Raw genomic sequence first — 22,598 nt, forward strand, 5'->3', positions numbered from 1 at the left:
GTCATGGATATCGCCGCCATTCTCGAAGACGCCAACCGATTGTTCGCCCAAGGCAAGGTCGAAGAGGCTTATGACCTGGCGGCCAGCCTGCAAGGCGGGCATGCCGACGATCCGGGCCTGCTGTCCCTGATGGGGCGTTTGGCCCTGGCGACGCTGAAACCCAACATCGCGGCCCCCATGCTTGAGCGCGCCCTGGCGGCCAACCCCGATGACGGGCAGGCCCAACTGGCGCTTGGCCGTTCGCTGCGCGCCATGGACCGGTCGTTTGACGCCAGGAAACATCTGGAAGCCGCCGTTCGCTTGCTGCCCCAGGATGCCGACGCCCATTTCCAGCTGGCCGAACTGTTGGAAGGCGAGGGAGACGCCGAACTTGCCAGCCGTCACTATCAGGCGGCCAGGGCGTTGGCGCCCGATCTGGCGGCGATCCCCGCCGCCTTGGCTCGTCTTCGGGCCGGGCAGGGCGACCGGCAGGCGGCTGAACGCCTGTATCTCGAGGCCATCGCGCTCAATCCCGCAGCGGAAATTCACACGGCCTATGCGGGGCTTTTGGCCGGTCAGGGGCAAATCGACGCGGCGATTGCCCAGTTCGAGGCCGCCGTGGCGCAAGACCCCAAGAATCCGCAGGCCTGGAACAATCTGTCAGGCCCCTTGAAGCTAAGGGGGCGTCTGAAGGAGTGCTTGGCGGCGCTCAGGAAGGCGGTGGCTTTGGCGCCGGGCAATGCGCTGATCCACAATAATCTGGCTTTGGCCCTGCGTCTCGAGGAAGGGGCCGTCGAGGCGCTTGAACATGCCAAGCTGGCCATTTCGCTCAAGCCCGACTATGCCGACGCTTATCTGAACCTGGGCTATATCCTGAACTTGCTGGGCCAACACGAGGCTGCGGTGACGGCTCTTCATCGCGCCATCGCCATCGATCCCGGCAACGCCATCTATCACGGGGCGCTGGGCCATGCGCTGAACGGCCAGGGCGCGGTCGAGGACGCCATCTTGGCGTTTCGCCGCTCGCTCGAAATCGATCCATCCAGCGCCTTGGTGCGCAGCAATCTTTTGATGACGCTGTGCTACAGCACGGACATGCCGCCCGAAGACCTGTTTGCCGAACATAAGCGGTTCAACGACATTCATCAGTCAAAAATCCCCCCCGCGCCACATGCCAACGCGCGCGATCCGGCCAAGCGTTTGCGCGTGGGTTACGTGTCGCCCGACTTTCGCACCCATTCGGTCAGCTATTTCTTCGAACCTGTGTTGGCGGGCCATGACCGGAATGCGGTCGAGCTGTTTTTGTACGCCAATCACCTGCATGGAGACGCGGTTTCGGATCGGCTGCGCAAAATGGCGGATCATTGGCGGGAAATCAGGGGGCTGACCGATGTGGAAGCCGATGCCCTGATCCGTTCGGACGGCATCGACATTCTGGTCGATCTGGCCGGTCATTCTGCCGACAACCGATTGCCGCTGATGGCCAGGAAACCCGCCCCCATTCAGGGCAGTTGGATCGGCTATCCCAACACCACGGGATTGTCCGCCATCGATTTTCGCTTTACCGACGCCATCGCCGACCCGCCGGGACAAAGCGATGCCTGGCACACGGAAAAACTGATTCGCCTAGCCGGTGGCTTTTTATGCTTCCGCCCGCCCGAGGAAGCGCCAAATATCGAGCCGATCAAGCCAAGGGGCCTGGGCCAGGCGGTCTTCGGCTGCTTCAACAACCACGCCAAGGTTAGCCCCTATGTCACCAGATTGTGGGCCGATCTGTTGAAGGAATTGCCCGAAGCCGTTTTGATGTTGAAGAACCGGTCGATGGACGATCCCAGGGCGCGGGCGGAAATTCTCGACCGTTTCGCTTCCAACGGGATCGATCCCCAGCGCATCAAGACGGTGGGGCGCATTCCGGGGCGCGGCGGCCATCTGGCGGCCTACAATCTGGTGGATATCTCGCTGGATACGCATCCCTACAGCGGCACGGCCACCACTTGCGAATCCTTGTGGATGGGCACGCCGGTGGTGACGTTGGCAGGCCCCACCCATGTCAGCCGCGTCTCGGCATCGTTGCTGCATCGTGTGGGGCTGGACGATCTGGTGGCGGCGTCGCCCGAAGAATATGTCCTGAAAGCGGTGTCGCTGGCGCTCGATCACGCGCGCCTTCAGGAGCTTCGCCAGACCTTGCGTGCACGCCTTCAAGCCTCGCCGCTTCTAAACGCCAAGGCTTGCGCGGAAAATGTCGAAGCGGCCTATCGACGCTTATGGGTGGATTGGTGCGCCGCCGCCTGATCGCGTGTATCAAGACGCTTGCTACCCCCCCCGGTTGTGTAAGTCTTTCGCCCTGGGGAAGGCTATTTCAGGGGTTGGCGATGGACGACGACGATAAGGAAACCCTCTCCCCTGGGGAGAGGGTGGCGAGTGAATCGAGCCGGGTGAGGGATGTTGCGGCATCAAGCACCCTCACCCCAACCCCTCTCCCGCCAGCGGGCGAGGGGCTTTTTACCCTCTCCCCTGGGGAGAGGGTGGCGAGTGAAACAAGCCGGGTGAGGGATTTCAGGAATATGTTTCCTCCCCTTCGTCATTGCCGGGCTCGACCCGGCAATCCATGGACCCCCGGATCAAGTCCGGGGGTGACAGAAAAAGAAGGGTGGAGCCGCCGCCGGTTCCTAATCGGAAGCGGCACCTTTGCCCTGGCGCTGCCCTTGGCGGGCAAAGCCCTGGCCGAGGAAGCCGCCACCCCCGACATCAACATCGAAACGCCTGAAAACCTGTTCTGCGTTTATGTCGAGCGCGCCACGGGGCGCGTCGTGTCCGCCAAAAGCTTCATCGATGTGAATCCGGAAATCGTCAATGGCCCGCAGGCCCTGAACCCCTATATAGCACCCACCAGAAATATTTCCCTGGGGACGCGCGCACCCACTTTGTTCAAGCTGGATGTGAAGCGCTTCGCCATTGTCGATATCGAGAAACGCAACGAGACGTTAAGCGCTTTCAACTCGTTGCATGACGCCTATACGCCGGGCGAATTCACCCATCATTTTTTGCTAAGCCTGGCCGACCGCGAATTGGGCCGGGAATCCTTGGGCGCTTGGGCGCTGTCGAAAGCCAACGAGGCGCAGAAAGCGACGGCCCTTGAACTTCTGGCCCGCATTCATACCGGCTATAATGGCGAACTGATAACGGGTGATCCCGAAAAACTGGCCGAAGCGGTGCGCTTTTACACAGGCCGTGAATTGATCCGCCCTGTGCTGTTCCTGGGCCAGGCCCCGGATATCGGCGCAATGGTTTTCATTCCCGCCCAAGGTTTGCGCGTGGCATCGGCTGGCGCACTCCATCTTGCACAAGCAGGCAACCATGCGGTCGGCGGCGGCGTTGCGGTGGGCATGGGCAGCAACATGGCGAAAGCGGTCAGCACCGCCAGCCAGGGCGCGACCTCGGGCGGTGTTAGTGCTGTTGCCGCCGCCGTCGGCGCATCGGCTGGCGTGGGGGCTGGTGGTGGCGGATCGACCAGCACCGGGGGAAGTGGTGGATCGTCGGCTGGTGCGAGTTCCTCCAGTTCAAGCAGCAGCGGCGGGGGTGCATGTTTTGTCGCCGGAACCGAGGTGCTGATGGCCGATGGCAAAGTCAAAGAGATAGAAGACGTGGTTGAAGGCGAATGGGTAAGGGGGGCAAACGGGCAGATCAATCAGGTTCTAGCCTTGCATCGACCTAAACTTGGCAATAAGCACCTTTATAGCGTCAACGGTCCCGTTGCCTTTGTAACCGGAGATCATCCGTTCATGACAACAGGCGGTTGGAAGTCTATCGACCCCACTACATCGGAAAAATTAAATCCAGGATTGGTTGTTGGCGCACTTGTTGTAGGCGATATGTTGGTGACGGATAGCGGTGAGGAAAAGATTGTGCGCTTGGAGCGCGCAACAGCTTCGCCTGAAACGCAGCTTTATAATTTTTCTGTCTCAAACAATCAGACTTTCTTTGTTCGATTTGCGGGGGGGGGTACTGCCTTGTCCACAACAAAGGCGGCGGTGGAGGTGGAGGTGGTGGCGGCGGGTTTTAGCGGATTTTTTCTTGTCCACAACAAAGGTGGCGCAGGCGGCGGTTGCTTCATTTCCGGTACCGAAGTTCTAATGTCCGATGGTTCCGTGAGTCCGATTGAAGACGTGAAGCCTGGCGACAGGCTGTTGGGTCAGAATGGCGAGGCGAACGATGTTGTTGAACTGAAACGCCCCATGCTTGGCAAGCGCAGTCTGTTTGCCTTCAATGGCGGTGGTTTCTTCGTCACCGACTCTCACCCTTTCATGACCGAGGATGGCTGGAAAAGCATTGATCCGGCAGCGACTGCGCGGGAACATCAAAACCCTCTCCCTCGGGGAGAGGGTGGCGAGCATCGCGAGCCGGGTGAGGGTTTGCAAACCGACAGCGCCAGTTGCCCTCACCCCAACCCCTCTCCCCGAGGGAGAGGGGCTAGTCTGGCCTTCGATCCTTTCAATATCGGCCAATTGAAAATCGGCGATGTGTTGATTTCGAAAGACGGTCCGATTCCGTTATCGAGCATCGACAGTCAGGACGCCGCCTCGGAAACACCCCTGTTCAATTTCCGCCTAACCGGCAACCAAACCTATTTTGTCCGCGAGAAAGGCTCGTCCACCCCCTTCCTGCTGGTGCATAACAAGTAAATTCCGGCTTGACGCCATATGGTAAATTTACCATAATAAGCCATGCGCGATCTGTTGTGGCTGGGAAGCAGCCTTGAAGATTTGTCGGACTTTCCCGCCGAGGTGAAGCGGGCCTTCGGCTTTGCGTTGCGTGAGGTTCAGAAGGGCGTCACCCCCAGCGTGGCGAACCCGCTCAGGCAGTTCGGTTCCGGCGTTTTTGAATTGCGCGAGCCATATGCTGGCGACGCCTTTCGCACTGTCTATGCCGTTAAGCTTGCCAACGCCGTTTATGTGCTGCACGCCTTCAAGAAGAAATCGAAATCAGGGATCGCCATGCCGAGGGAAGACATCGCTTTGATTGAGCAACGCCTCAAACGCGCTCAGGAAATTGACCGGGCAAAGGAGTGACGATATGACCACCATCAAAGCCCGCAAGGGCAGTGCCAATATTTTCAAGGACCTCGGCTTTTCGGATGCCGAGGCCGAAGAGGCTTTGGCCAAGTCGGAACTGATTTCCGCCATCGCCGCCACCATCAAGGGGCGCAAGCTGACTCAGGCCGAAGCCGCCAACCTTTGCGGAACAGATCAGCCCACGCTTTCCAAGGTTCTGCGCGGGCGCATGGAAAGTGTGACCATCGACAAGCTGGCCCATTGGCTGACCGCCTTGGGCCGCAATGTGGAAATTCGCATCGGCAAGCGTGTCGATATTCGCGGCGGTCATATTGCCGTCCAGGCCGCTTAGGCCGGTGCATAACAAATAACTCTTGGCGCTTCTCCAGGTCGGGTCTTAGATGGCGCAGTTCGCCCAAGATGTTGTCCAGGTTTCTCATGCCGCCAGTCTACCTCGAATTTACCGCACGTTCCAGGGGGTCAGGCTTCCAACTGATCCAGCAGCGTCGCCAGGATTTGGGTCAGGCGGGCAAGGTCCGCAGGCTCGCTCAGGCGATGGCCGCCTTTTTTCACCAGCGTGACGTCCACGTCCAGGCTTTCCACCGCGTCTTGGATCATCAAGGCGGTGTCCCAGGGCACGTCCTGATCTTCCATGCCCTGGATGATGCGCAAGGGAACGCGGATCGGCAGCGGGGCCTTGTCCAGCAGCAAATGGTTCTTGCCATCCTCGATCAGGCGGCGAGTGATGACATAGGGCTGGTCGCCATCATCGCTGGCGATCTCGATCTGCCCCGCTTCCCATAGCTCCTTGCGCTGAAGGGCGGTCAGTTCGCTCCAGATCAGGTTCTCGGTAAAGTCGGGGGCTGGGGCGATGCCCACAAGGCCTGCGATCCGTTGCGGCCTGGCCAGGGCGGTCAGCAGCATGATCCAGCCGCCCATGCTGGACCCCACCAGCACCTGCGGCCCTTCGGTCAGCCGGTCCAGGACCTGAAGCGCGTCGTCGGCCCAATCGCCGATGCAGCCGTCCTTGAAGGCCTGGGACGAGGCGCCGTGGCCCCGGTAATCGAAACGCAGATAGGCTTGGCCCCTGGCCTTGCACAGCTCTTCCAGGGCCAAGGCCTTGCTTCCCGTCATGTCCGACATGAAGCCGGTCATGAAAACGACGCCAGGCCCCTTGCCTGAAAGGCGGCGGTAGGCGATTGTGCCCCCATCCTGGCGTGTTAATATCAAAGGTCTGTCATCGGGTTCGTTCATGGTCAAGCAGTCTAGCAATTCCCCCCCCATCCGCCAACCGGTCGTTCTGCAGGTGCTGCCAGCCCTGGTTACAGGGGGCGTCGAGCGCGGCGCCACCGACATCGGCATCGCCCTGGCCGAGGCCGGCTGGGGCAGTTGCGTCGTGTCGTCGGGCGGGCCGATGGTGCGCGAGCTGGAGCGCGCGGGCGCTTCGCATGTGGTGATGCCGGTGCAATCCAAGAACCCGCTGGTGATGCGCAAGAATGCCGAACAGTTGGCGGCCCTTGCCCGCGAGATCAAGGCCGACATCATTCATGCAAGATCCCGAGCGCCCGCTTGGTCGGCCGAAGTCGCCGCCAAAAAGGCGGGATGCCATTTCGTCACCACCTTTCACGGCACCTACAATATGGGGCCGATGGCGATGAAGCGGCACTACAACGCCGTCATGGCCAGGGGCGAGCGGGTGATCGCCATTTCGCAATTCATCGCCAGCCACATCCACCAGTATTACGGCGTGGGCTGGGAGCGCGTGCGCGTCGTCCACCGGGGCATCGACCTGGACATCTTCGATCCCACCCATGTCTCGCCCGAGCGCATCATCCAATTATCGACCGCTTGGCGGCTGCCCGACGGGGTTCCCGTCGTCATGCTGCCTGGGCGTCTGACGCGCTGGAAGGGCCAGCCGGTGCTGATCGAGGCGATGGCGCGCATGCGAGACGAATTGGGATGGGAGAATATGCGCTGCCTGCTTGTCGGTTCGGATCAGGGGCGGACGGATTACCGCGACGAGTTGCTGGCGCAATCGCGCCGTTTGGGGCTGGACGACGTGGTGCACATCATCGACGACTGCCGCGACCTGCCCGCCGCCTATATGCTGGCCGATGTGGTGGTTTCGGCATCCACCGATCCCGAGGCCTTCGGACGCGTGATCGTGGAAGCCCAGGCCATGGGGCGGCCCGTGGTGGCCTCCGACCATGGCGGGGCCAGGGAAACCGTGATCGCGAACGAAACCGGCTGGCTGGTGCCGCCCGGCGATCCTTCGGCGCTGGCCCAATCGATCAGCGACGTGTTGGAAATCGACATCGATCTTCGCCGCCATCGGGCCGATCAGGCGATCAATCATGCCCGGTCCAACTTCTCGAAAAAGCGCATGTGCGAGGCGACGTTGGACGTTTATCGCGAGATTCTGGGCCTCCAGGAGGCGAAATAAGCATGGCGCGGATTCTGGTCATCAAACTCTCGGCGCTGGGCGACATCGTCCAGGCGTTGGGACCGATGGCCGCCATCCGCCGCCATCACAAGGACGATCACATCGTCTTGCTGACGACCACGCTTTACGCCGATTTTCTGAAGGCAAGCCCCTACGCCGACGAGGTCTGGATCGATGACCGTCCGCGCCTGAAAAATCCGCTGGGTGTCTTCAGTTTGGCCAAGCGCTTGCGTCAGGGGAAATTCACCCGGGTCTACGACCTGCAAACCTCCAGGCGCAGTTCGCGCTATTTCCACCTGATGCGTCCCTGGCCGCCGGAATGGTCGGGGATCGCCTGGGGCTGTTCGCATCCGCACGCCAATCCCAAGCGCGATTTCATGCATACGCTGGACCGCCAGGCCGAGCAGCTGGCCATGGCGGGCATCAATGAAACGCCCAGCCCTGATTTGTCTTGGGTCAAGGCCGACATCGAACGGTTTAAACTGCCCCAACGTTTTGGCCTTCTGGCACCCGGAGGTGCCCCGCACCGGCCCGCCAAGCGCTGGCCCGGCGCGCGCTTTGGCGAGATGGCTAGGCGGTGGCTCGCCCAGGGCATAACGCCGGTCCTGCTGGGCACAAGGCAGGATCAAGAGGCGTTGGATGTGGTGCGCACCATCTGTCCTCAGGCGGTGGATCTTTCGGACCAGACCAGCTTTGCCGACATCGCCGTCCTGGGGCGACAGGCCTCCATTGCGCTTGGCAACGATACCGGGCCGATGCATCTGATCGTTGCCGCGGGCGCGCCGTCCGCCGTCTTGTTTTCCAGCGAATCGGATCCGGCGCTTTGCGCGCCGCGCGGTCCCAAGGTGACGATTCTGAAGGCCCAGGATTTGGCCTATCTGGATATCTCCGAGGTGCAGCGGGGGCTGCAAAAAGTCTGCGGCGACTGCTTCGGAACGACAAAATCCGACTGAATTGGTTATTTTTCAGGCGACACGCAAGGGTCGTTGTCATCAAAACCCAAATTCTTTAGGGTCATGGCTTGGTTTTGGGAGAGAGAAGGCATGAGCGGCGAGTCCGAGGTCGATGGCGGCAATAACGGAAATGCGAAGCGTTCGTTCGCCCAGCATATCTTCGCGCCGATCAAGATTACCTGGGACCAGTTCGTCGATCTGGTCATTCCCTTCTACCATTCGCAGCACATCCGCCGCCACGCGGCTTCGGTGACCATCTCGCGCGTGCAATTGATGTCGGCCATCTTCGGCATTCTGGTGCCGATGTTGTCGCTCATCGACTGGTTCGTCTTTCCCTGGCCGCAATGGGCGATGATGACGGCCTTGCGCGTCGCGTCCGGCGCCATCTTCTTCTTGCTCGCCTGGCCCTGGGAAACCGAGAAAACGCGCTTTCAGGCCGACGCCATGCTGATGGCCATGCTGCTGGTGCCGCCGGTTTTCTATCTGATTTCCATCCGCATCGTCGAACCCTTGCAACTGACCGAGTTCGGCCAGCTGGTCGCCAAGCTCTATTCGCTGATGCCCAATATTGTGCTGGCCGGGCTGGCCATGTTCCCCCTGACCGCCTTCGAAGTGGTGATTTTCGCGGCCCCCGCCTTCATCTTCGCCGTCATCGGCCTGTTTATGGAAGGACAGGTTCTGTCCTTGCAGGTGCATGGGCCGGCGCTTTGGCTGATGGTTCTGGTGATGGGCGTCGCCATGTTTTCGGGCATGAGCCAGTTGCATTACATGTCGGCCCTGGTCAACAAGGCGATGATCGATCCCCTGACCCAGGCCTATACGCGCCGCTCGGGCAACGAGACCATCGAACTTCTGTTCCGCCTGTCGAGTCTTCAAAACACGCCGCTCAGCGTCGCTTTCTTCGATCTGGACAAGTTCAAGTCGATCAACGACACCTACGGCCACGAAGAAGGCGACAAGGCCCTGCGTACCCTGTCGGACAAGCTGAAGGCCGGTCTTCGCAAGGGCGATGTGCTGGTGCGCTGGGGCGGCGAAGAGTTCATCGCCATCTTGAACAATACCGACGCGCCGGGCGCTCGCGTGGTCATCGAGCGCTTGCGCGAGGCGGGTTTCGGCCTGCGTCCCGATGGAACTCCTCTTACCGCCTCGATCGGATTGGCCGAGCGGATCGAGGACCAGATGCCCGATTGGGCGCATCTGGTCGAAAAGGCCGACGCTCGCATGTATCAGGCCAAGAAATCGGGGCGCGACCGGGCGATTTTCCCGGGCGACGTGGTCTTGGCGTTCAGTCAGGCTCCAGCATAGAAAACTCTGTTTCGTCCGGCGGCCCTGGCGCAAACAGAAAGACCGGGCGTCGTTCGGCGTCGATTCCCGGCAAGGCGATCAGCGAACTGCAAACGGTTCCGAAACCGTTCGGTTTGCGGATCAGCACCGATGCCTCCTCGGCCCCGTTTCCGGGGTCGGACTGCGTCAGCAGCGCTTTCCAGCCGGACCAATCGCCCTTGTCGGGTTGCGGCGGCGCAGCGCTTTGGAACCTGGGCAGAAAGGCCCGGATACGCGGGCTTTGGAAATCGTCCAGATCCTGCGCCGTCAGCATGTGAACGCCTGCGGGCACCGGGAAGACATCGACGCTTGCGCCATCGTTTCTCAGCCAGAAGGCGTCCTGGAAATCGGCGATCAGCAGATTGAAGGGGCGATAGGCCTGGGGGTTGAGATCGGCCATCGCCTTGGCGGCTTCCTTGGCTTCGGCGTGATCCAGGGCTTCCAGGACCAATTCTCCGCGCGAGCGCTTGCCGGGTTCCGGTCCCAGCGTGCCCACGCGGTTCAAGATTCCAGCCACCACGCCGTAATCATTGATGCCCAGCCAACTGCCGCCCGCCAATTCGTCAATCCCCGCCCGAATGTCTGGCCGATCCGGCCAATGCCTTGCGGGCGGTTTCCAGGGGCGGCCTGCCATTTCGTCGCGGTTGGCGGCCAGAATCAACGGCCACGAGGCGCCGGGCTGGCGCAGGATTATCACTGTACACATGGCGAGACTATACCCCATTTGGCCGAGTTGGGGTATAAGCGTTGCCGGACAGGATCGGGTGACATATGCCAGAAGACAAAAAGAAATCCGGCAAGAAGGTGCTTGAGGAGCGCAACCGCGCCTTCGAGGCCAAATATCAGCAAGACGAGGAAATTCGCTTCAAGGCGCGCATCCGCGCCAACAAGCTCGCGGGCCAATGGATGGCGGGCCTTCTGGGGCTTTCGGGCGAACAAGCCGACGACTATGTCAAGGCGATGATCGACCTGGGTTTTTCGGATGCGCCCGGCGACAAATTGCTGGCCAAGGTGGCGGCCGATCTTGAAAGTCACGGCAAGCCGATGGAAGCCCACAAATTGAAAACGGAAATCCTTAGGCTGTCCTTGATAGCCGAGGAGCAGATCATGACCGAGATTCTGGGAGACAACGTATGACCCTTTGCGCCTGCATGTCCGGACGCGAAACCGATTCCTGCTGCGGTCCCGTCCTGGCGGGCCAGCCCGCCAAAACCGCCGAAGCCTTGATGCGCGCCCGATTCTGCGCCTTTACCAGCGGCAATATGGATTTCCTGGATCGCACGCTGGCCCCGGAATCTAAGGACGATTACGACCGCGAGGAATTGAAGGAAACCATCGAGAACGCCAAGCCGCAGGGACTTGAGGTGCGCAAGCTGGAAGGCGGCCAGGAAGGCGACAGCGAAGGCATGGTCGAATTCGTGGCCCGCCTGAAGGTGCATGGCGAGCCGATGGCCCATCACGAGCGGGCCTTTTTTCGCCGCGAGAACGGCATCTGGCTTTACGTGGACGGCGAAGTGAATCCCAAGGGACAGCCGCGCCACGTCGAGAAGGTGGGGCGCAACGATCCTTGCTCTTGCGGGTCGGGCAAGAAGTACAAGAAGTGCTGCGGGGCGTAATTCATGGAGCGGCGCTTCGCCTGCACGGTCTGCGGCAAATGCTGCTACGGCTGGCTGCCGCTTTCGATCTCCGACGCGCTTTCACATGCCCACCGTTTCCCTCTGGCCGTCTTGTGGGGCACGGTGCGCCAGGGCGCCAAGGCCTTTGACCTCACTGAAAAACTGGGGATTCGCCTGGATAAGAAAACGGCGCTGCGCATAACGCCGATCGCTTACCTGCCGCCCTCGTTTCAATGCCCTGCCCTGGGCGAAGACATGCGCTGCACGATTCACGAGGAAAAGCCGGTGCGTTGCCGCACCATGCCCTTTTCGGCCGACCGGGAAATGAGCGATCAGGCCGATTTGCTGATTCCGCGTTCCGGCTGGCTGTGCAACACGCAGCCTGACGCGCCGGTTGTCTACCGGGACGGCAATATCCTGGATGCGACCGACTTCAACCGCGAACGCCAAGTCTTGCAAGATCAAGCAACGACAATCCAAAGTTACGCCGCGTTCCTGCTCAAAAGCGCTCCATCCTTGAAAGCGCAATTGGACAAGCAGGCCAAGCGGCCTGCGGGCGGACAAATCGTGCTGAAGATATTGCCCTTGCTGCGCAAAGTGGCCGATATCGATCTTGCCTATTTTGCGGCAAGACAAGCCTTGGTTCTGAAAGATATTCTGGCCCGGCTGCCCGAGACGCCTGAGTTCAATGAATACCGAAAGAACTATGTCGATGGGCTGGAAGAAATGGATCGCATGCTGATCAGCGCGAAAGGGACGATATGACGCTTTGTCTTTGCCATTCCGGCCTTGAATTCGATGCCTGCTGCGGCCGTATCTTGAACGGCGCGCATGCGGCGACGCCCGAGGCCTTGATGCGCGCGCGCGTCTCGGCCTTCATCGGCGGCGATATGGAATTTCTGGAACGCACGCTGGCCCCGGAATCGAAGGCGGATTTTGACCGCCATGCGATCGAAGCGTCGATGAAGGGCGTCGAGGGACTTGGTTTCGAAGTGCGGGACCAGGAAGGCGGCGGCGAAGCCGACCAGGAAGGCCGGTTGGAATATGTCGCTCGCTTCAAGGCGAATGGCAAGCCGCTGGCCCATCACGAGCGGGCTTTCTTTCGCCGCGAGAACGGCAACTGGCTTTACGTGGACGGCGAGGTGAATCCCAAGGCGGCGCCGCGCCACGTCGAGAAGGTGGGGCGCAACGATCCTTGCTCTTGCGGCTCGGGCAAGAAATACAAAAAATGCTGCGGGGCGTAGCGGATGAGGGAGGGCCTAAGCCCTCCCGAACACCCGCTTGAAGATGGTGTCGACATGTTTGGTGTGATAGCCAAGATCGAACAGGTCATCCAATTGCTTGCCCGGCAGTCTGGCTGAAACCTCGCCGTCGCTCTTCAGGAAGGTCAGGAAATCGCCTTCGCCCGCCCAAACGCGCATGGCGTTTCGCTGCACGGCGACATAGGCGTTCTCGCGGCTCATGCCGGCCTGGGTCAGCGCCAGCAATACGCGCTGCGAAAAGACCAAGCCGCCCAACTGATTCAAATTGCGCTCGACGGCGTCGGGATAGACGACCAGCTTTTCGATGACGCCCGCCAGACGCGACAGGGCGAAATCCAGCGTCACCGTGGCGTCGGGGCCGATCATGCGCTCGACCGAGGAATGCGAAATGTCGCGCTCGTGCCACAGCGCCACATTCTCCATGGCGGGCAGCGCCATGCCGCGCACCAGACGCGCCAGACCGGTCAGATTCTCGGTCAGCACCGGGTTGCGCTTATGCGGCATGGCGGAACTGCCCTTTTGGCCGGGCGAGAAATATTCCTCGGCCTCGCGCACTTCGGTGCGCTGCAGATGGCGGATTTCCGTGGCCACCCGTTCCACCGACGAGGCGATGACGCCCAGCGTGGCGAAGTACTGGGCGTGGCGGTCTCTGGGGATTACCTGGGTCGAGATCGGCTCGGGTTCCAGGCCCAGCTTGGCGGCCACATATTCCTCGACATAAGGGTCGATGTTGGCGAAGGTGCCCACGGCGCCGGAAATGGCGCAGGTGGCGATATCCTTTCTGGCGGCTTGCAGACGCTCGCTGTTGCGCTGGAATTCGGCGTGGAAGCTGGCGAATTTCAGGCCGATGGTGACCGGCTCGGCATGGATGCCGTGGCTGCGCCCCATGCAGACCAAATCCTTGTATTCGAAAGCGCGCTTTTCCAGCGCCGCCAGCACGCGCTCGATATCGGCCAACAGGATGTCGGCGGCCTGGGCCAGTTGCACGGCCAGGCAGGTGTCCAACACGTCGGAACTGGTCATGCCCTGATGCATGAACCTGGCTTCCTCGCCGACATTTTCGGCGACGTTGGTCAGAAAGGCGATGACGTCATGCTTGGTCTGAAGCTCGATCTCGTCGATGCGCTCGGGGTCGAACTTGCCCTTTTCCCAAATCGCCTGGGCGGCCGCCTTGGGCACGGTTCCCAGTTCCGCCAAGGCGTCGCAGGCATGGGCCTCGATTTCGAACCAGATGCGGAATTTGTTCTCTGGCGACCAAATGGCCGACATTTCAGGGCGCGAGTAGCGAGGAATCATGACAACCTGCCTTGTGTTGATTCAAGGCACTCCTTATAGGCGTTCGGACCAAGGATGAAAAGGCGCGGCGTTCACAAAATTTATGGTTGTCCAGTTTAGCTGGGCCTGACCATAATTGGCCGGGGGTAGAGCGAGGAGGCCGGACTGAGCGAATCCAAATTGAAGATCGTCACCCTCTTCGAGGGCTTGGACGATTCGGAACTGTCCGAGATCGAAAGCCGTTGCCACTGGCATCAGCTGGGGTCGGGAAACGTCGTCTTCGACAAGGAAAGCGATACGCTTGAGGTCTACTTTCTGATTGAAGGGTCGGTGCGCGTTCTTTCCTATTCCCCCTACGCGCGCGAAAAGCGCGAAGTGACGTTGGCCAATTTTGTGGCCGGAGAATATTTCGGAGAACTGGCGGCGCTTGACGGCAAGCCGCGCTCGGCCAAGGTGGTAACCAGCGAGACCAGCCTGTTGGCGTCGCTGGACGGGCCGGCTTTCCGCGACGTCATGATGCGTTTCCCCCAACTGGCCTTGCGCGTCACGCTTCGCTTGGCCGACATCATCCGCCGCCTGGATTCCAGGGTGACCGAGCTTTCGACCCTGTCCGAACAAGAACGCGTCTATACCGAACTTTTGCATCTGGCCAAGCCCGACAGCAAAAAAGCAGGCCAGTACATGATCGCCGAAATGCCCAAGCACAAGGATCTGGCCAGTTGGACCGGGGTTTCCCAAGAATCGGTGGCGCAGGTTCTGGGCGAGCTGGCGCGTGACGGCATTCTGGAGCGGCGCCATCTGGGTATGCTGATTCGCGACTATGACCGGCTGCGCCTGATGGCCAGGGCGCGATAATTGCGCAAAATACGCATCTATCCTGATATTCCAAGGGCTTGGCGTTATCGGTCGAAAACGCATTGAAATTGCAGCGAATTTGTAGCATTTCCGCGATATCCCCTAAAAAGCGCGTGAATCCAAGCCTTTCCGAAAAATTCAATGAAATCATTGTCCAAGAAGAAAAAATACGGTTGCGCCGCGACCCGTTTCCGGTATGCTTGTAGCGGAGGACTTGACAGCGCCGCAGACGGTTCATGAGCGCCCGAAAGCCCAAAGGACTGATGCGGAAACTGCCTTAGGACGGCGGCTTCGCATCGGGCCCAAAGGCCCTAGGACCCAGTTGGCGGTGAGACAGGATCAACGAAGGAGACATACAAATGTTCAATACCTATCTCGGCCTTAAGAACCGTTTCAGCCGTTTCATCAGCGAAGACAAGGGCGCCACGGCCATCGAATACGGTCTGATCGCGGCCGGCATCGCTGTGGTCATCATCGCCATCGTCTTCTCGATCGGTACCGAACTGCAGAACATGTTCACCGACGTGCAGACCAACTTGCAGGCCCGCCCGCAGTAATCGGGACAGGCGCCTTGCGCGCCACGGGAAGTTTTTCTGGGAAGCGCTCTGTGGGAAACCACAGGGCGCTTTCTCTTTGCGGGGGTTTGGGACGATGCCGTCCGCTCTGCTTCTGATTCCCCTGCTGGCCTCGATGGCCGCCGCCGGAACCGATCTGGCGCGCTTTCGCATTCCAAACGCCATAACGCTGGGGCTGGCTTTGGCCTTTCTGCCAGCCGCTTGGCTGGCGGGGCTGGATATGGACGCCATGATCCGCCATCTGGGCGCTGGGGCTGCCATGTTCGCGCTGGGCATTGCGTTCTTTTTCTTTCGCTTTTGGGGCGGGGGCGACGCCAAGCTGTTCGGAGCGCTTAGCCTGTGGCTGGGCTGGCAGCCCTTGATGGCTTTTGTCGTGGCCATGGTGCTGGCGGGCGGCGTTCTGGCCTTGCTTCTTCTTGGATTGCGCCGACTGCCCTGGCCCGAGACTTGGCGGCGCAACAAGATGCTGCGCCGCCATCTGGCGGCTCGCGCCGCCGTGCCCTATGGGGTGGCGATGGCTTTGGGCATGGTCTGGGTGCTGCTCCATGTTTGAGGAATTGCGCTCGGGCGTCTGGCTCAATCCGCGCCGTCGCAAAGCCTGGTGCCTGATCGCCCTGGCCGGTTTCGTCATCGCCTTGTTTCTGCTGGCGGCGACGTCGAACGATGGACAGGATTTTCGGGGCCGTCCGCTGGGCAGCGATTTCTTGAATGTCTGGGCCGCCGGGCGGCTGGCGCTGGCGGGCGCGCCCGAAGCAGCCTGGAATTACGCGCGCCATGCCGAGGTGGAACTGGCCCGATTTCCGTCGCTTCCCGCCTATTATGGCTGGCATTACCCGCCGCCCTTTTTGCTGCTGGCGGCGATCTTGGCCCTGTTGCCCTATCTGGCGGCCTTGGCGCTTTGGCAATTGGCCAGTTTCGCGGCTCTCTACTGGGCGGCCAAGGGCCTGTCCTTCAACCGGCTGGCCGCCTGGGCCTTTCCGGGTTTGTTCGTCAACGTCACCCATGGCCATAACGGCTTCCTATCATGCGCCCTGATGCTGGGCGGCCTTCGTCTTTTGGATCGACGTCCCTGGCTGGCCGGTGCGCTGCTGGGCGGCTTGTCCTTCAAGCCGCAATTGGGCGTGCTGATTCCCGTCGCCCTGGCGGCTGGCGGCTGCTGGCGGGCGGTGGGTGGCGCGATCTTGTCGGTCGCTGGCCTTGCCGCCGCTTCCTGGCTTATTCTGGGCACGCCGTCCTGGCTGTCCTTCATCGACAGCGTCGCCCTGACGCGTCACGCCGTTCTCGAGGCGGGTGCCATCGGTTTCGGCAAGATGCAGAATGTCTTTGCCGCCGCTAGGCTCTTGGGGGCGGATGTGCAGATGGCCTGGATCGCGCAAGGCCTGTCGGCGCTGCTGGCGGCCTGGGCGGTGGGCGTTTTGTGGCGCAGGCAAGGTCTGTCCTTGGCCGACAAGGCGCTGTCTTTGATGCTGGGCACCATCCTGGCCGCCCCCTATCTGCTGGATTACGACCTGATGCTGCTGGCGGTTCCCTTGCTGCTGAAAGCCGACGAAGGCCGCTTCAGGCCCTGGGAAATCAGTTATTTCGCCCTGCTATGGGTGCTTCCCCTGCTGGCTAGACCCCTGGGATTGTGGCTGTATCTGCCACTGACTCCGCTGGCCGCCCTGCTGGGGCTTTGGTTCTTGCTATCAAGGCGAAATCCTGTATAGTCCCGCGCCTTGACCAGCCGGTATGGTTCCGGTTGGTCCTCCTTGTCGGCAGGGTGCCGGCTATGCCTGGATGATCCGGGCTGAGATAAGCCAGAAGGAGAGTACAGAATGTCGTTCTACGAGAACGTCTTTATTGCGAGGCAGGATATCGCCGCCGCGCAGGTGGAAGCCCTGGCCGAACAGTTTGGAAACGTGGTCGTTTCCCTGGGCGGCACGGTTTCCAAGAAGGAATATTGGGGGCTGAAAAGCTTTTCCTTCAAGATCAAGAAGAATCGCAAGGGTCATTACGTGCTCATGAACATCGAGGCCACGGGCGACGTGGTCAAGGAGATGGAGCGCCAGATGGGCCTGAATGAAGATATCGTGCGCTACCTTACGGTGCGCGTCGAGGAACTCGAGGATGGACCTTCGGCCATGATGCGTTCGCGTGATCGCGACGAGCGTCCGCGCCGCGGTGGTCGCAGCTTCGATGGTCAGGGAGACGAAGCATGATGGAAGAAAAAGAAGCCGGCCGTGGCGCCGGTGGAGCCGGTGGGGCAACGCGCCGCCCGTTCTTCCGCCGCCGCAAGACCTGCCCGTTCACGGGTCCCAACGCGCCGAAGATCGACTACAAGGACATCAAGCTCCTGTCGCGCTACATCTCGGAACGCGGCAAGATAGTGCCTTCGCGCATTACCGCCGTGTCGGCCAAAAAGCAGCGCGAGCTGTCGCAGGCCATCAAGCGCGCCCGTTATCTGGGCCTGTTGCCCTATCTTGTGAAGTAGGAGGACCAACTCATGGAAGTCATCCTGCTCGAACGCGTGGAGAATCTCGGCCATATGGGCGAGGTGGTGAAGGTCAAGACGGGTTTCGCCCGCAACTTCCTTCTGCCTCGCAAGAAGGCCCTGCGCGCCACCAAGGAAAATCTGGCTTATTTCGAAAGCCAGCGCGTCCAGCTTGAGGCCGTCAACCTGAAGCGCAAGGAAGAGGCTCAGTTCGTGGCCGCCAAGATGGATGGGCTTGCCCTTCTCATGGTGCGTCAGGCTGGCGAAGCCGGTCATCTGTACGGCTCGGTCTCGGCGCGTGACATTGCGGACGCCATTGAAGCCCAGGGCTTCAAGGTCGAGCGCAGTCAGGTCAATCTCGACCAGCCTTTGAAGGTGCTGGGCAAGACGATGGTGAAGGTCAGCCTGCATCCGGAAGTGTCGGTGCAGGTCGGCGTGACCATCGCCCGCTCGCAAGAAGAGGCCGAACGCGAAGCCAAGGCAGCCACCTCCGCCGTCAAGATGGCCGAGGAGTATCTGCAGGCCAGCGATGCCCAGGAAGAAGTCGAAGAGGCTGAAGAAGAAATCTAAGCCTTTCTTTCCGACGCTAAGCAATCAAAAGGCGGTTGGGGCAACCCAGCCGCCTTTTTTGCTTTTGTCTTTTCGACGTTGGAAATGGAGTTTTTCGGATGTCTCAATCCGTCATGGCCGGGCTTGACCCGGCCATCCACGATGTTCTTGCAACAAAGTCAGAAGACAAGACGCGGATGCCCGGCACAAGGCCGGGCATGACGATGTGAAGTGATGTTTGCAAATCATTTTGAAACGTAGAAGCGCCTCACTTACCCCAGCGGGCTTTCGGCGAACTGGGCCTGGATGTCTTTGATTTCATCCAACCCGGCTTCCAGGGCTTCGATGCAGTCGTGATCGAAGCGCGATCCCTTGGCGCCATGCAGGAATTCGAAGGCGGCTTCGGAGGTCCATGCGTGCTTATAGGGTCTGGCGCTGGTCAGCGCGTCGAAAACGTCGGCCACCGATATGATCCTGGCCTCGATGGGAATGTCGTCGCCCTTCAATCCCTTGGGATATCCGGAACCGTCGATGGCTTCATGATGGAAGGCCACGATATTGCGCAGGATCTGAAGGTGCGACAGCGTGTCCAGATTGAAGTCGCGGCGCATGGCGTCGATGATGGTGATGCCCTTGTCCACATGCTCGCGCATGATGGCGAATTCGCTTTCGGTCAGGCGGCCGGGTTTCAAGAGGATGGCGTCGGGAATGCCGACCTTGCCGATATCGTGCAAGGGGGCGAATTGATAGATATATTCGACGAATTCATCGTCGAAGCCATATTTGGCGGCAAGGTTCAACGCCGTCAGGCGGGAATAGCGGGCCATGCGGTCGAGATGGCCGCCGGTTTCGTCGTCTCTAAGGTGGGTGATCTCGCGGGCGGTTTTGACCGCGGCCTGCAACATGCGGATGGACTGCATGTCGTTGATGGCGAACAGGGCGATGGTTCGGGCGTAGGGCAGCAGTTGATGAACCACGACCGGACTGAAACAACCGGGCGTTTCGGAATTGAAGAAGAGAAAGCCGAACAGGTTGCCGCGATCAAAGATCGGAACAGTCAGGCTGGAACGAAAACCGTGCTTGATCAGGCGCGTACTGTGCACCGTGGGCGATGACTTGAAAACATCCAGATCGTCGACCACGCGCGGGCGCTTCTGGCGCACCACTTCGACTAGTGACGGAATGTCGTCCAGATTGGCCGTGTAATGGTCAAGAGGGCTGTCCTTAAGGCCAGAACGGATAAAGGTTTTCAAACGGTGGGTTTTCGCGTCGTACAAGGCGATGGCGATGCGCGTGACATCGGCCAGTCCAAGACCTTGGCGGATTTCGTCATGAATGCCGATCAGCCGCTGAACGGGGCTTTGCACTTCGTCCATCTCGAACGGGTCGCTTAAGAAGCGGGCCGTTCCGCTCTCAAGATTTCCTGTCAATCCGCCATTGTCCGACACGATCTTCCACCCCAGATAATTTGAACGAGAGTAATGTGAGAAATAGGCGGGCGGCAAGCCTGTCGTTGCGCTTTGGCAATATCCCCGTGTTCCTCGTTAGGAACAAGTCGATGACAGTTACGCCGCAACACGCATTTTGATAGTGTGCCGCGCATGCAGACACTCGATGCCAATAATGTCCGCCCGCTCAATCCCGCCGGAGAGGACAAGCCGTTGCGCTTTCGCGCTCCGCCCGCCAACCCCGAGGCCGAACAGTCTCTGTTGGGGGCCATTCTAACCAACAACAAGGCCTATGAACGGGTTTCCGAGTTTCTGGAAGCCAAGCATTTTTCCGACCCGATTCATGCCAGGATATACGAATCGATCGCCAAGCTGCTGGAGCGCGGCCAGTTGGCCAGCCCGGTCACGCTGAAATCATATCTAGAATCCGACGGCTTGCTGAGCGAAGTGGGCGGCTCGCAATATTTGGCCGCCTTGGCCCGCAGCGCCGTCACCATCATCAACGCCCATGATTACGGCAAGCTGATTTACGATCTGTATCTGCGCCGCCAGTTGATTGGCTTGGGCGAAGATATGGTGAACGAGGCCTTCGCCCCCGATCTTGACGTGTCGGCATCCGACCAGATCGAACAGGCCGAACAGAATCTGTTCGAACTGGCTTCGTCGGGCAGTTCCGAGGGGGGCTTCCAGGATTTCAACCGCGCCATGACGGAAGCCATCCGTCAGGCCGAGGCGGCCAACCAGCGCGAAGGCAAACTGTCGGGCGTGCCCACCGGTCTGGTCGATATGGATCAGAAACTGGGCGGCCTGCATTCCTCGGATTTGATCATCCTGGCCGGACGACCCAGCATGGGCAAAACGGCGCTGGCCACCAACATCTCGTTCAACGCGGCCAAAGCCTACCGGGAAGTGGTGGATGAATTCGGCAAGAAAAAGGTGGCCGACGGCGCCGTGGTCGCCTTTTTCTCGTTGGAAATGAGCGCCGAACAGTTGGCGACGCGTATTTTGTCCGAGCAGACGGGCATTCCATCGCACAAGATCCGCCAGGGCGAATTGTCGGGCGACGATTTTACCGCCCTGGTGGCGGCCAGCCAGGAATTGCAGCGGCTTAAGCTGTATATCGACGACACTCCGGCGCTGACCGTTTCGGCGGTGCGCACTCGGGCCAGGCGTTTGGCCCGCACGCATGGGCTGGGCATGATCGTTATCGATTACTTGCAATTGCTGCGCGCCTCGGCCGGTTCGAAACAGGAAAACCGGGTGCAGGAAATCAGCGACATCACCAGGAATCTGAAGGCTCTGGCCAAGGAACTGAATGTGCCGGTGTTGGCGCTGTCGCAGTTGTCGCGCGCCGTCGAACAGCGCGAGGACAAGCGCCCGCAATTGGCCGATCTTCGCGAATCGGGATCGATCGAGCAGGACGCCGACGTGGTGATGTTCGTCTTCCGTGAGCAATATTATCTGGAACGCGCCGAGCCGACGCGCCGCCCCGACGAGTCCGAAGACAAGTTCAACGACCGGCACGACCGTTATGTGAAGCGCATGGAAGAGGTGTGGAACACCGCCGAAGCCATCATCGCCAAGCAGCGCCACGGTCCTATCGGCACGGTGCGCCTGTTCTTCGACGGCAACACCACCAAGTTCAGCGATTTGGCCCAGTCCGATCACGTACCCGAGCATCATGAATAGCCAGGCGGCGGCGGGGGCCGTTCTCACCATCGATCTTGGGGCGCTGGCGAACAATTGGAACTGGCTTCGGAAGCGTTTGCGGATCGGCGCGGAACTGGCCAGCGTGGTCAAGGCCGACGGCTACGGGCTGGGGGCCTTGCAAGTAGGAGCGGCTCTGGCCAAGGCGGGGTGCAAGTCCTTCTTCGTGGCCCGCCTGGACGAAGGCATCAGCCTGCGCAAGGCGCTGGGCCGGGGCGAGCGCATTTTCGTTCTTGATGGCGTGCTGCCGGGTACGGCGTTGGAATTTTCCCACCACGACCTGATCCCGGTCTTGAACGAGCCGGGGCAGATCGCGGAATGGACGGCGAAGGCGGATGGCAAGTCAAAGGCCGCCCTGCATGTCGATACGGGCATGAACCGGCTGGGGCTTTCCTTGGCCGAGTTGGAGGCGCAGGCCCCACGCCTTGACAGGGCGGGCTTGTGTTTGCTGATGAGCCATCTGGCTTGCGCCGAGGAGAGCGAAAACCCCAAGAATGCCCAGCAGTTGGAACGCTTTAACCAGATGCGCCGCCTGTTGCCCCCTCTGCCCGCGTCGCTGTCCAATTCGTCGGGCGTTTTTCTGGGGGCTGACTATCATTTCGATCTGGTGCGGGCGGGGGTGGCGCTCTATGGCGTCAATCCTACCCCGGACCTGCCCAATCCCATGACGCAAGTGGTTCAACTGCAAGGAAAAATTGTCCAGGTTCGCGACGTTGACTTGCCGGAAACCGTTGGCTATGGTGCCACCCACAAGGTTAGCGGAAGGACCAGGATCGCGACCGTCGCCGTGGGCTATGCCGATGGTTGGCCGCGTTCATTGTCCAACCGGGGGTTCGGGGTTCTGGATGGGGTTCGCGTGCCTTTGGTGGGCCGCGTGTCGATGGACCTGATCACCTTCGACGTGACGGGGGTCCCGCAAGGGGCGGTACATCCCGGCGCTTTCGTCACCTTGCTGGGCGAAGGCGCTTCGGTGGACGAGGCGGCGGATGCTGCGGGGACAATCGGCTATGAGATTCTGACCAATCTCGGGCCGCGTTATTTCAGGCGGTTTGTGGGCGGATAGGATCATCTGGTGCTGGATTTTACAACCAC

24 protein-coding genes are annotated in these 22,598 nt (G+C 60.5%); 20 read left to right on the plus strand and 4 right to left on the minus strand.

Annotation, left to right across the window (positions count from 1 at the left end; genetic code table 11):
* The first annotated feature begins 3 nt into the window (after window positions 1–3).
* The 4 genes from HQL44_16640 to HQL44_16655 all read left to right on the plus strand — a co-directional run bounded on the left by HQL44_16640 (window position 4) and on the right by HQL44_16655 (window position 5,382).
* Window positions 4–2,271 carry a tetratricopeptide repeat protein gene (locus HQL44_16640; protein MBF0270212.1) on the plus strand — a complete coding sequence of 756 codons (2,268 nt, stop codon included), beginning with the start codon at window positions 4–6 and terminating at the stop codon, window positions 2,269–2,271.
* 341 nt (window positions 2,272–2,612) lie between these two features.
* Window positions 2,613–4,661 carry a hypothetical protein gene (locus HQL44_16645; GenBank protein ID MBF0270213.1) on the plus strand — a complete coding sequence of 683 codons (2,049 nt, stop codon included), beginning with the start codon at window positions 2,613–2,615 and terminating at the stop codon, window positions 4,659–4,661.
* A gap of 42 nt (window positions 4,662–4,703) precedes the next feature.
* Window positions 4,704–5,048 carry a type II toxin-antitoxin system RelE/ParE family toxin gene (locus HQL44_16650; GenBank protein MBF0270214.1) on the plus strand — a complete coding sequence of 115 codons (345 nt, stop codon included), beginning with the start codon at window positions 4,704–4,706 and terminating at the stop codon, window positions 5,046–5,048.
* A 4-nt stretch (window positions 5,049–5,052) separates the two neighbouring features.
* Window positions 5,053–5,382: an XRE family transcriptional regulator gene (locus tag HQL44_16655; protein MBF0270215.1), complete on the plus strand. Its 330-nt coding sequence runs from the start codon at window positions 5,053–5,055 to the stop codon at window positions 5,380–5,382.
* Window positions 5,383–5,510: 128 nt separating this feature from the next.
* Here HQL44_16655 and HQL44_16660 read toward each other — a convergent pair whose 3' ends face one another.
* The gene (locus HQL44_16660; GenBank protein ID MBF0270216.1) at window positions 5,511–6,284 is read right to left on the minus strand and encodes an alpha/beta hydrolase; all 774 of its coding nucleotides are present in this window, start codon (window positions 6,282–6,284) and stop codon (window positions 5,511–5,513) included.
* Here HQL44_16660 and HQL44_16665 point away from each other — a divergent pair.
* The 3 genes from HQL44_16665 to HQL44_16675 all read left to right on the plus strand — a co-directional run bounded on the left by HQL44_16665 (window position 6,283) and on the right by HQL44_16675 (window position 9,731).
* Entirely contained in the window at window positions 6,283–7,473 is a 1,191-nt protein-coding gene (locus tag HQL44_16665; protein ID MBF0270217.1) for a glycosyltransferase family 4 protein, read from the plus strand. The genes HQL44_16660 and HQL44_16665 overlap by 2 nt on opposite strands.
* Window positions 7,470–8,426, plus strand: a complete 957-nt coding sequence (locus HQL44_16670) for a glycosyltransferase family 9 protein (GenBank protein ID MBF0270218.1) — start codon at window positions 7,470–7,472, stop codon at window positions 8,424–8,426. Before HQL44_16665 ends, HQL44_16670 begins: the two co-directional genes overlap by 4 nt.
* Window positions 8,427–8,489: 63 nt before the next feature.
* The gene (locus HQL44_16675) at window positions 8,490–9,731 is read left to right on the plus strand and encodes a diguanylate cyclase (protein MBF0270219.1); all 1,242 of its coding nucleotides are present in this window, start codon (window positions 8,490–8,492) and stop codon (window positions 9,729–9,731) included.
* Here HQL44_16675 and HQL44_16680 read toward each other — a convergent pair.
* The gene (locus HQL44_16680; GenBank protein ID MBF0270220.1) at window positions 9,712–10,455 is read right to left on the minus strand and encodes an NRDE family protein; all 744 of its coding nucleotides are present in this window, start codon (window positions 10,453–10,455) and stop codon (window positions 9,712–9,714) included. The two genes, HQL44_16675 and HQL44_16680, sit on opposite strands and share 20 nt — an antisense overlap.
* Before the next feature lie 65 nt (window positions 10,456–10,520).
* On the opposite strand from HQL44_16680, the gene HQL44_16685 reads away from it, so the two are divergent.
* From HQL44_16685 to HQL44_16700, 4 genes are read left to right on the plus strand one after another with little or no spacing between them, the layout of a single operon-like run.
* The gene (locus HQL44_16685; protein ID MBF0270221.1) at window positions 10,521–10,886 is read left to right on the plus strand and encodes a DUF1476 domain-containing protein; all 366 of its coding nucleotides are present in this window, start codon (window positions 10,521–10,523) and stop codon (window positions 10,884–10,886) included.
* Window positions 10,883–11,365: a YchJ family protein gene (locus HQL44_16690; GenBank protein MBF0270222.1), complete on the plus strand. Its 483-nt coding sequence runs from the start codon at window positions 10,883–10,885 to the stop codon at window positions 11,363–11,365. The genes HQL44_16685 and HQL44_16690 overlap by 4 nt, the downstream gene beginning before the upstream one ends.
* Before the next feature lie 3 nt (window positions 11,366–11,368).
* Window positions 11,369–12,130, plus strand: a complete 762-nt coding sequence (locus HQL44_16695; GenBank protein ID MBF0270223.1) for a YkgJ family cysteine cluster protein — start codon at window positions 11,369–11,371, stop codon at window positions 12,128–12,130.
* Window positions 12,127–12,609 (plus strand): YchJ family protein, encoded by a 483-nt coding sequence (locus HQL44_16700; protein MBF0270224.1) that lies wholly within the window; start codon window positions 12,127–12,129, stop codon window positions 12,607–12,609. Before HQL44_16695 ends, HQL44_16700 begins: the two co-directional genes overlap by 4 nt.
* Window positions 12,610–12,624: 15 nt before the next feature.
* Here HQL44_16700 and HQL44_16705 read toward each other — a convergent pair whose 3' ends face one another.
* Complete coding sequence (locus HQL44_16705) at window positions 12,625–13,923, minus strand: adenylosuccinate lyase (GenBank protein ID MBF0270225.1); 1,299 nt, start codon at window positions 13,921–13,923, stop codon at window positions 12,625–12,627.
* Between the two features lie 144 nt (window positions 13,924–14,067).
* Between HQL44_16705 and HQL44_16710 the strand changes: the two genes are divergently transcribed.
* The 7 genes from HQL44_16710 (at window position 14,068) to rplI (ending at window position 18,372) form a co-directional block, all read left to right on the plus strand.
* Window positions 14,068–14,757 (plus strand): Crp/Fnr family transcriptional regulator, encoded by a 690-nt coding sequence (locus HQL44_16710; protein ID MBF0270226.1) that lies wholly within the window; start codon window positions 14,068–14,070, stop codon window positions 14,755–14,757.
* Window positions 14,758–15,116: 359 nt separating this feature from the next.
* Window positions 15,117–15,314 (plus strand): Flp family type IVb pilin, encoded by a 198-nt coding sequence (locus tag HQL44_16715; protein MBF0270227.1) that lies wholly within the window; start codon window positions 15,117–15,119, stop codon window positions 15,312–15,314.
* Window positions 15,315–15,408: 94 nt separating this feature from the next.
* On the plus strand, window positions 15,409–15,885 hold the full coding sequence (locus HQL44_16720) for a prepilin peptidase (protein MBF0270228.1): 477 nt from the start codon (window positions 15,409–15,411) through the stop codon (window positions 15,883–15,885).
* Window positions 15,878–17,038 (plus strand): DUF2029 domain-containing protein, encoded by a 1,161-nt coding sequence (locus HQL44_16725; protein MBF0270229.1) that lies wholly within the window; start codon window positions 15,878–15,880, stop codon window positions 17,036–17,038. The genes HQL44_16720 and HQL44_16725 overlap by 8 nt, the downstream gene beginning before the upstream one ends.
* A 108-nt stretch (window positions 17,039–17,146) precedes the next feature.
* On the plus strand, window positions 17,147–17,530 hold the full coding sequence (gene rpsF, locus HQL44_16730; GenBank protein MBF0270230.1) for a 30S ribosomal protein S6: 384 nt from the start codon (window positions 17,147–17,149) through the stop codon (window positions 17,528–17,530).
* The gene (locus HQL44_16735; protein ID MBF0270231.1) at window positions 17,530–17,802 is read left to right on the plus strand and encodes a 30S ribosomal protein S18; all 273 of its coding nucleotides are present in this window, start codon (window positions 17,530–17,532) and stop codon (window positions 17,800–17,802) included. Before rpsF ends, HQL44_16735 begins: the two co-directional genes overlap by 1 nt.
* Window positions 17,803–17,814: 12 nt before the next feature.
* Window positions 17,815–18,372 (plus strand): 50S ribosomal protein L9, encoded by a 558-nt coding sequence (rplI, locus tag HQL44_16740; GenBank protein MBF0270232.1) that lies wholly within the window; start codon window positions 17,815–17,817, stop codon window positions 18,370–18,372.
* A gap of 251 nt (window positions 18,373–18,623) precedes the next feature.
* Here rplI and HQL44_16745 read toward each other — a convergent pair whose 3' ends face one another.
* Window positions 18,624–19,727 carry an HD domain-containing protein gene (locus HQL44_16745; GenBank protein MBF0270233.1) on the minus strand — a complete coding sequence of 368 codons (1,104 nt, stop codon included), beginning with the start codon at window positions 19,725–19,727 and terminating at the stop codon, window positions 18,624–18,626.
* Between the two features lie 225 nt (window positions 19,728–19,952).
* Between HQL44_16745 and HQL44_16750 the strand changes: the two genes are divergently transcribed.
* Window positions 19,953–21,488: a replicative DNA helicase gene (locus HQL44_16750; GenBank protein MBF0270234.1), complete on the plus strand. Its 1,536-nt coding sequence runs from the start codon at window positions 19,953–19,955 to the stop codon at window positions 21,486–21,488.
* On the plus strand, window positions 21,481–22,569 hold the full coding sequence (gene alr, locus HQL44_16755; protein MBF0270235.1) for an alanine racemase: 1,089 nt from the start codon (window positions 21,481–21,483) through the stop codon (window positions 22,567–22,569). Before HQL44_16750 ends, alr begins: the two co-directional genes overlap by 8 nt.
* The last annotated feature ends 29 nt before the right edge of the window (window positions 22,570–22,598 follow it).

The organism is Alphaproteobacteria bacterium (assembly GCA_015231795.1).
Lineage (GTDB): Bacteria > Pseudomonadota > Alphaproteobacteria > Rhodospirillales > WMHbin7 > WMHbin7.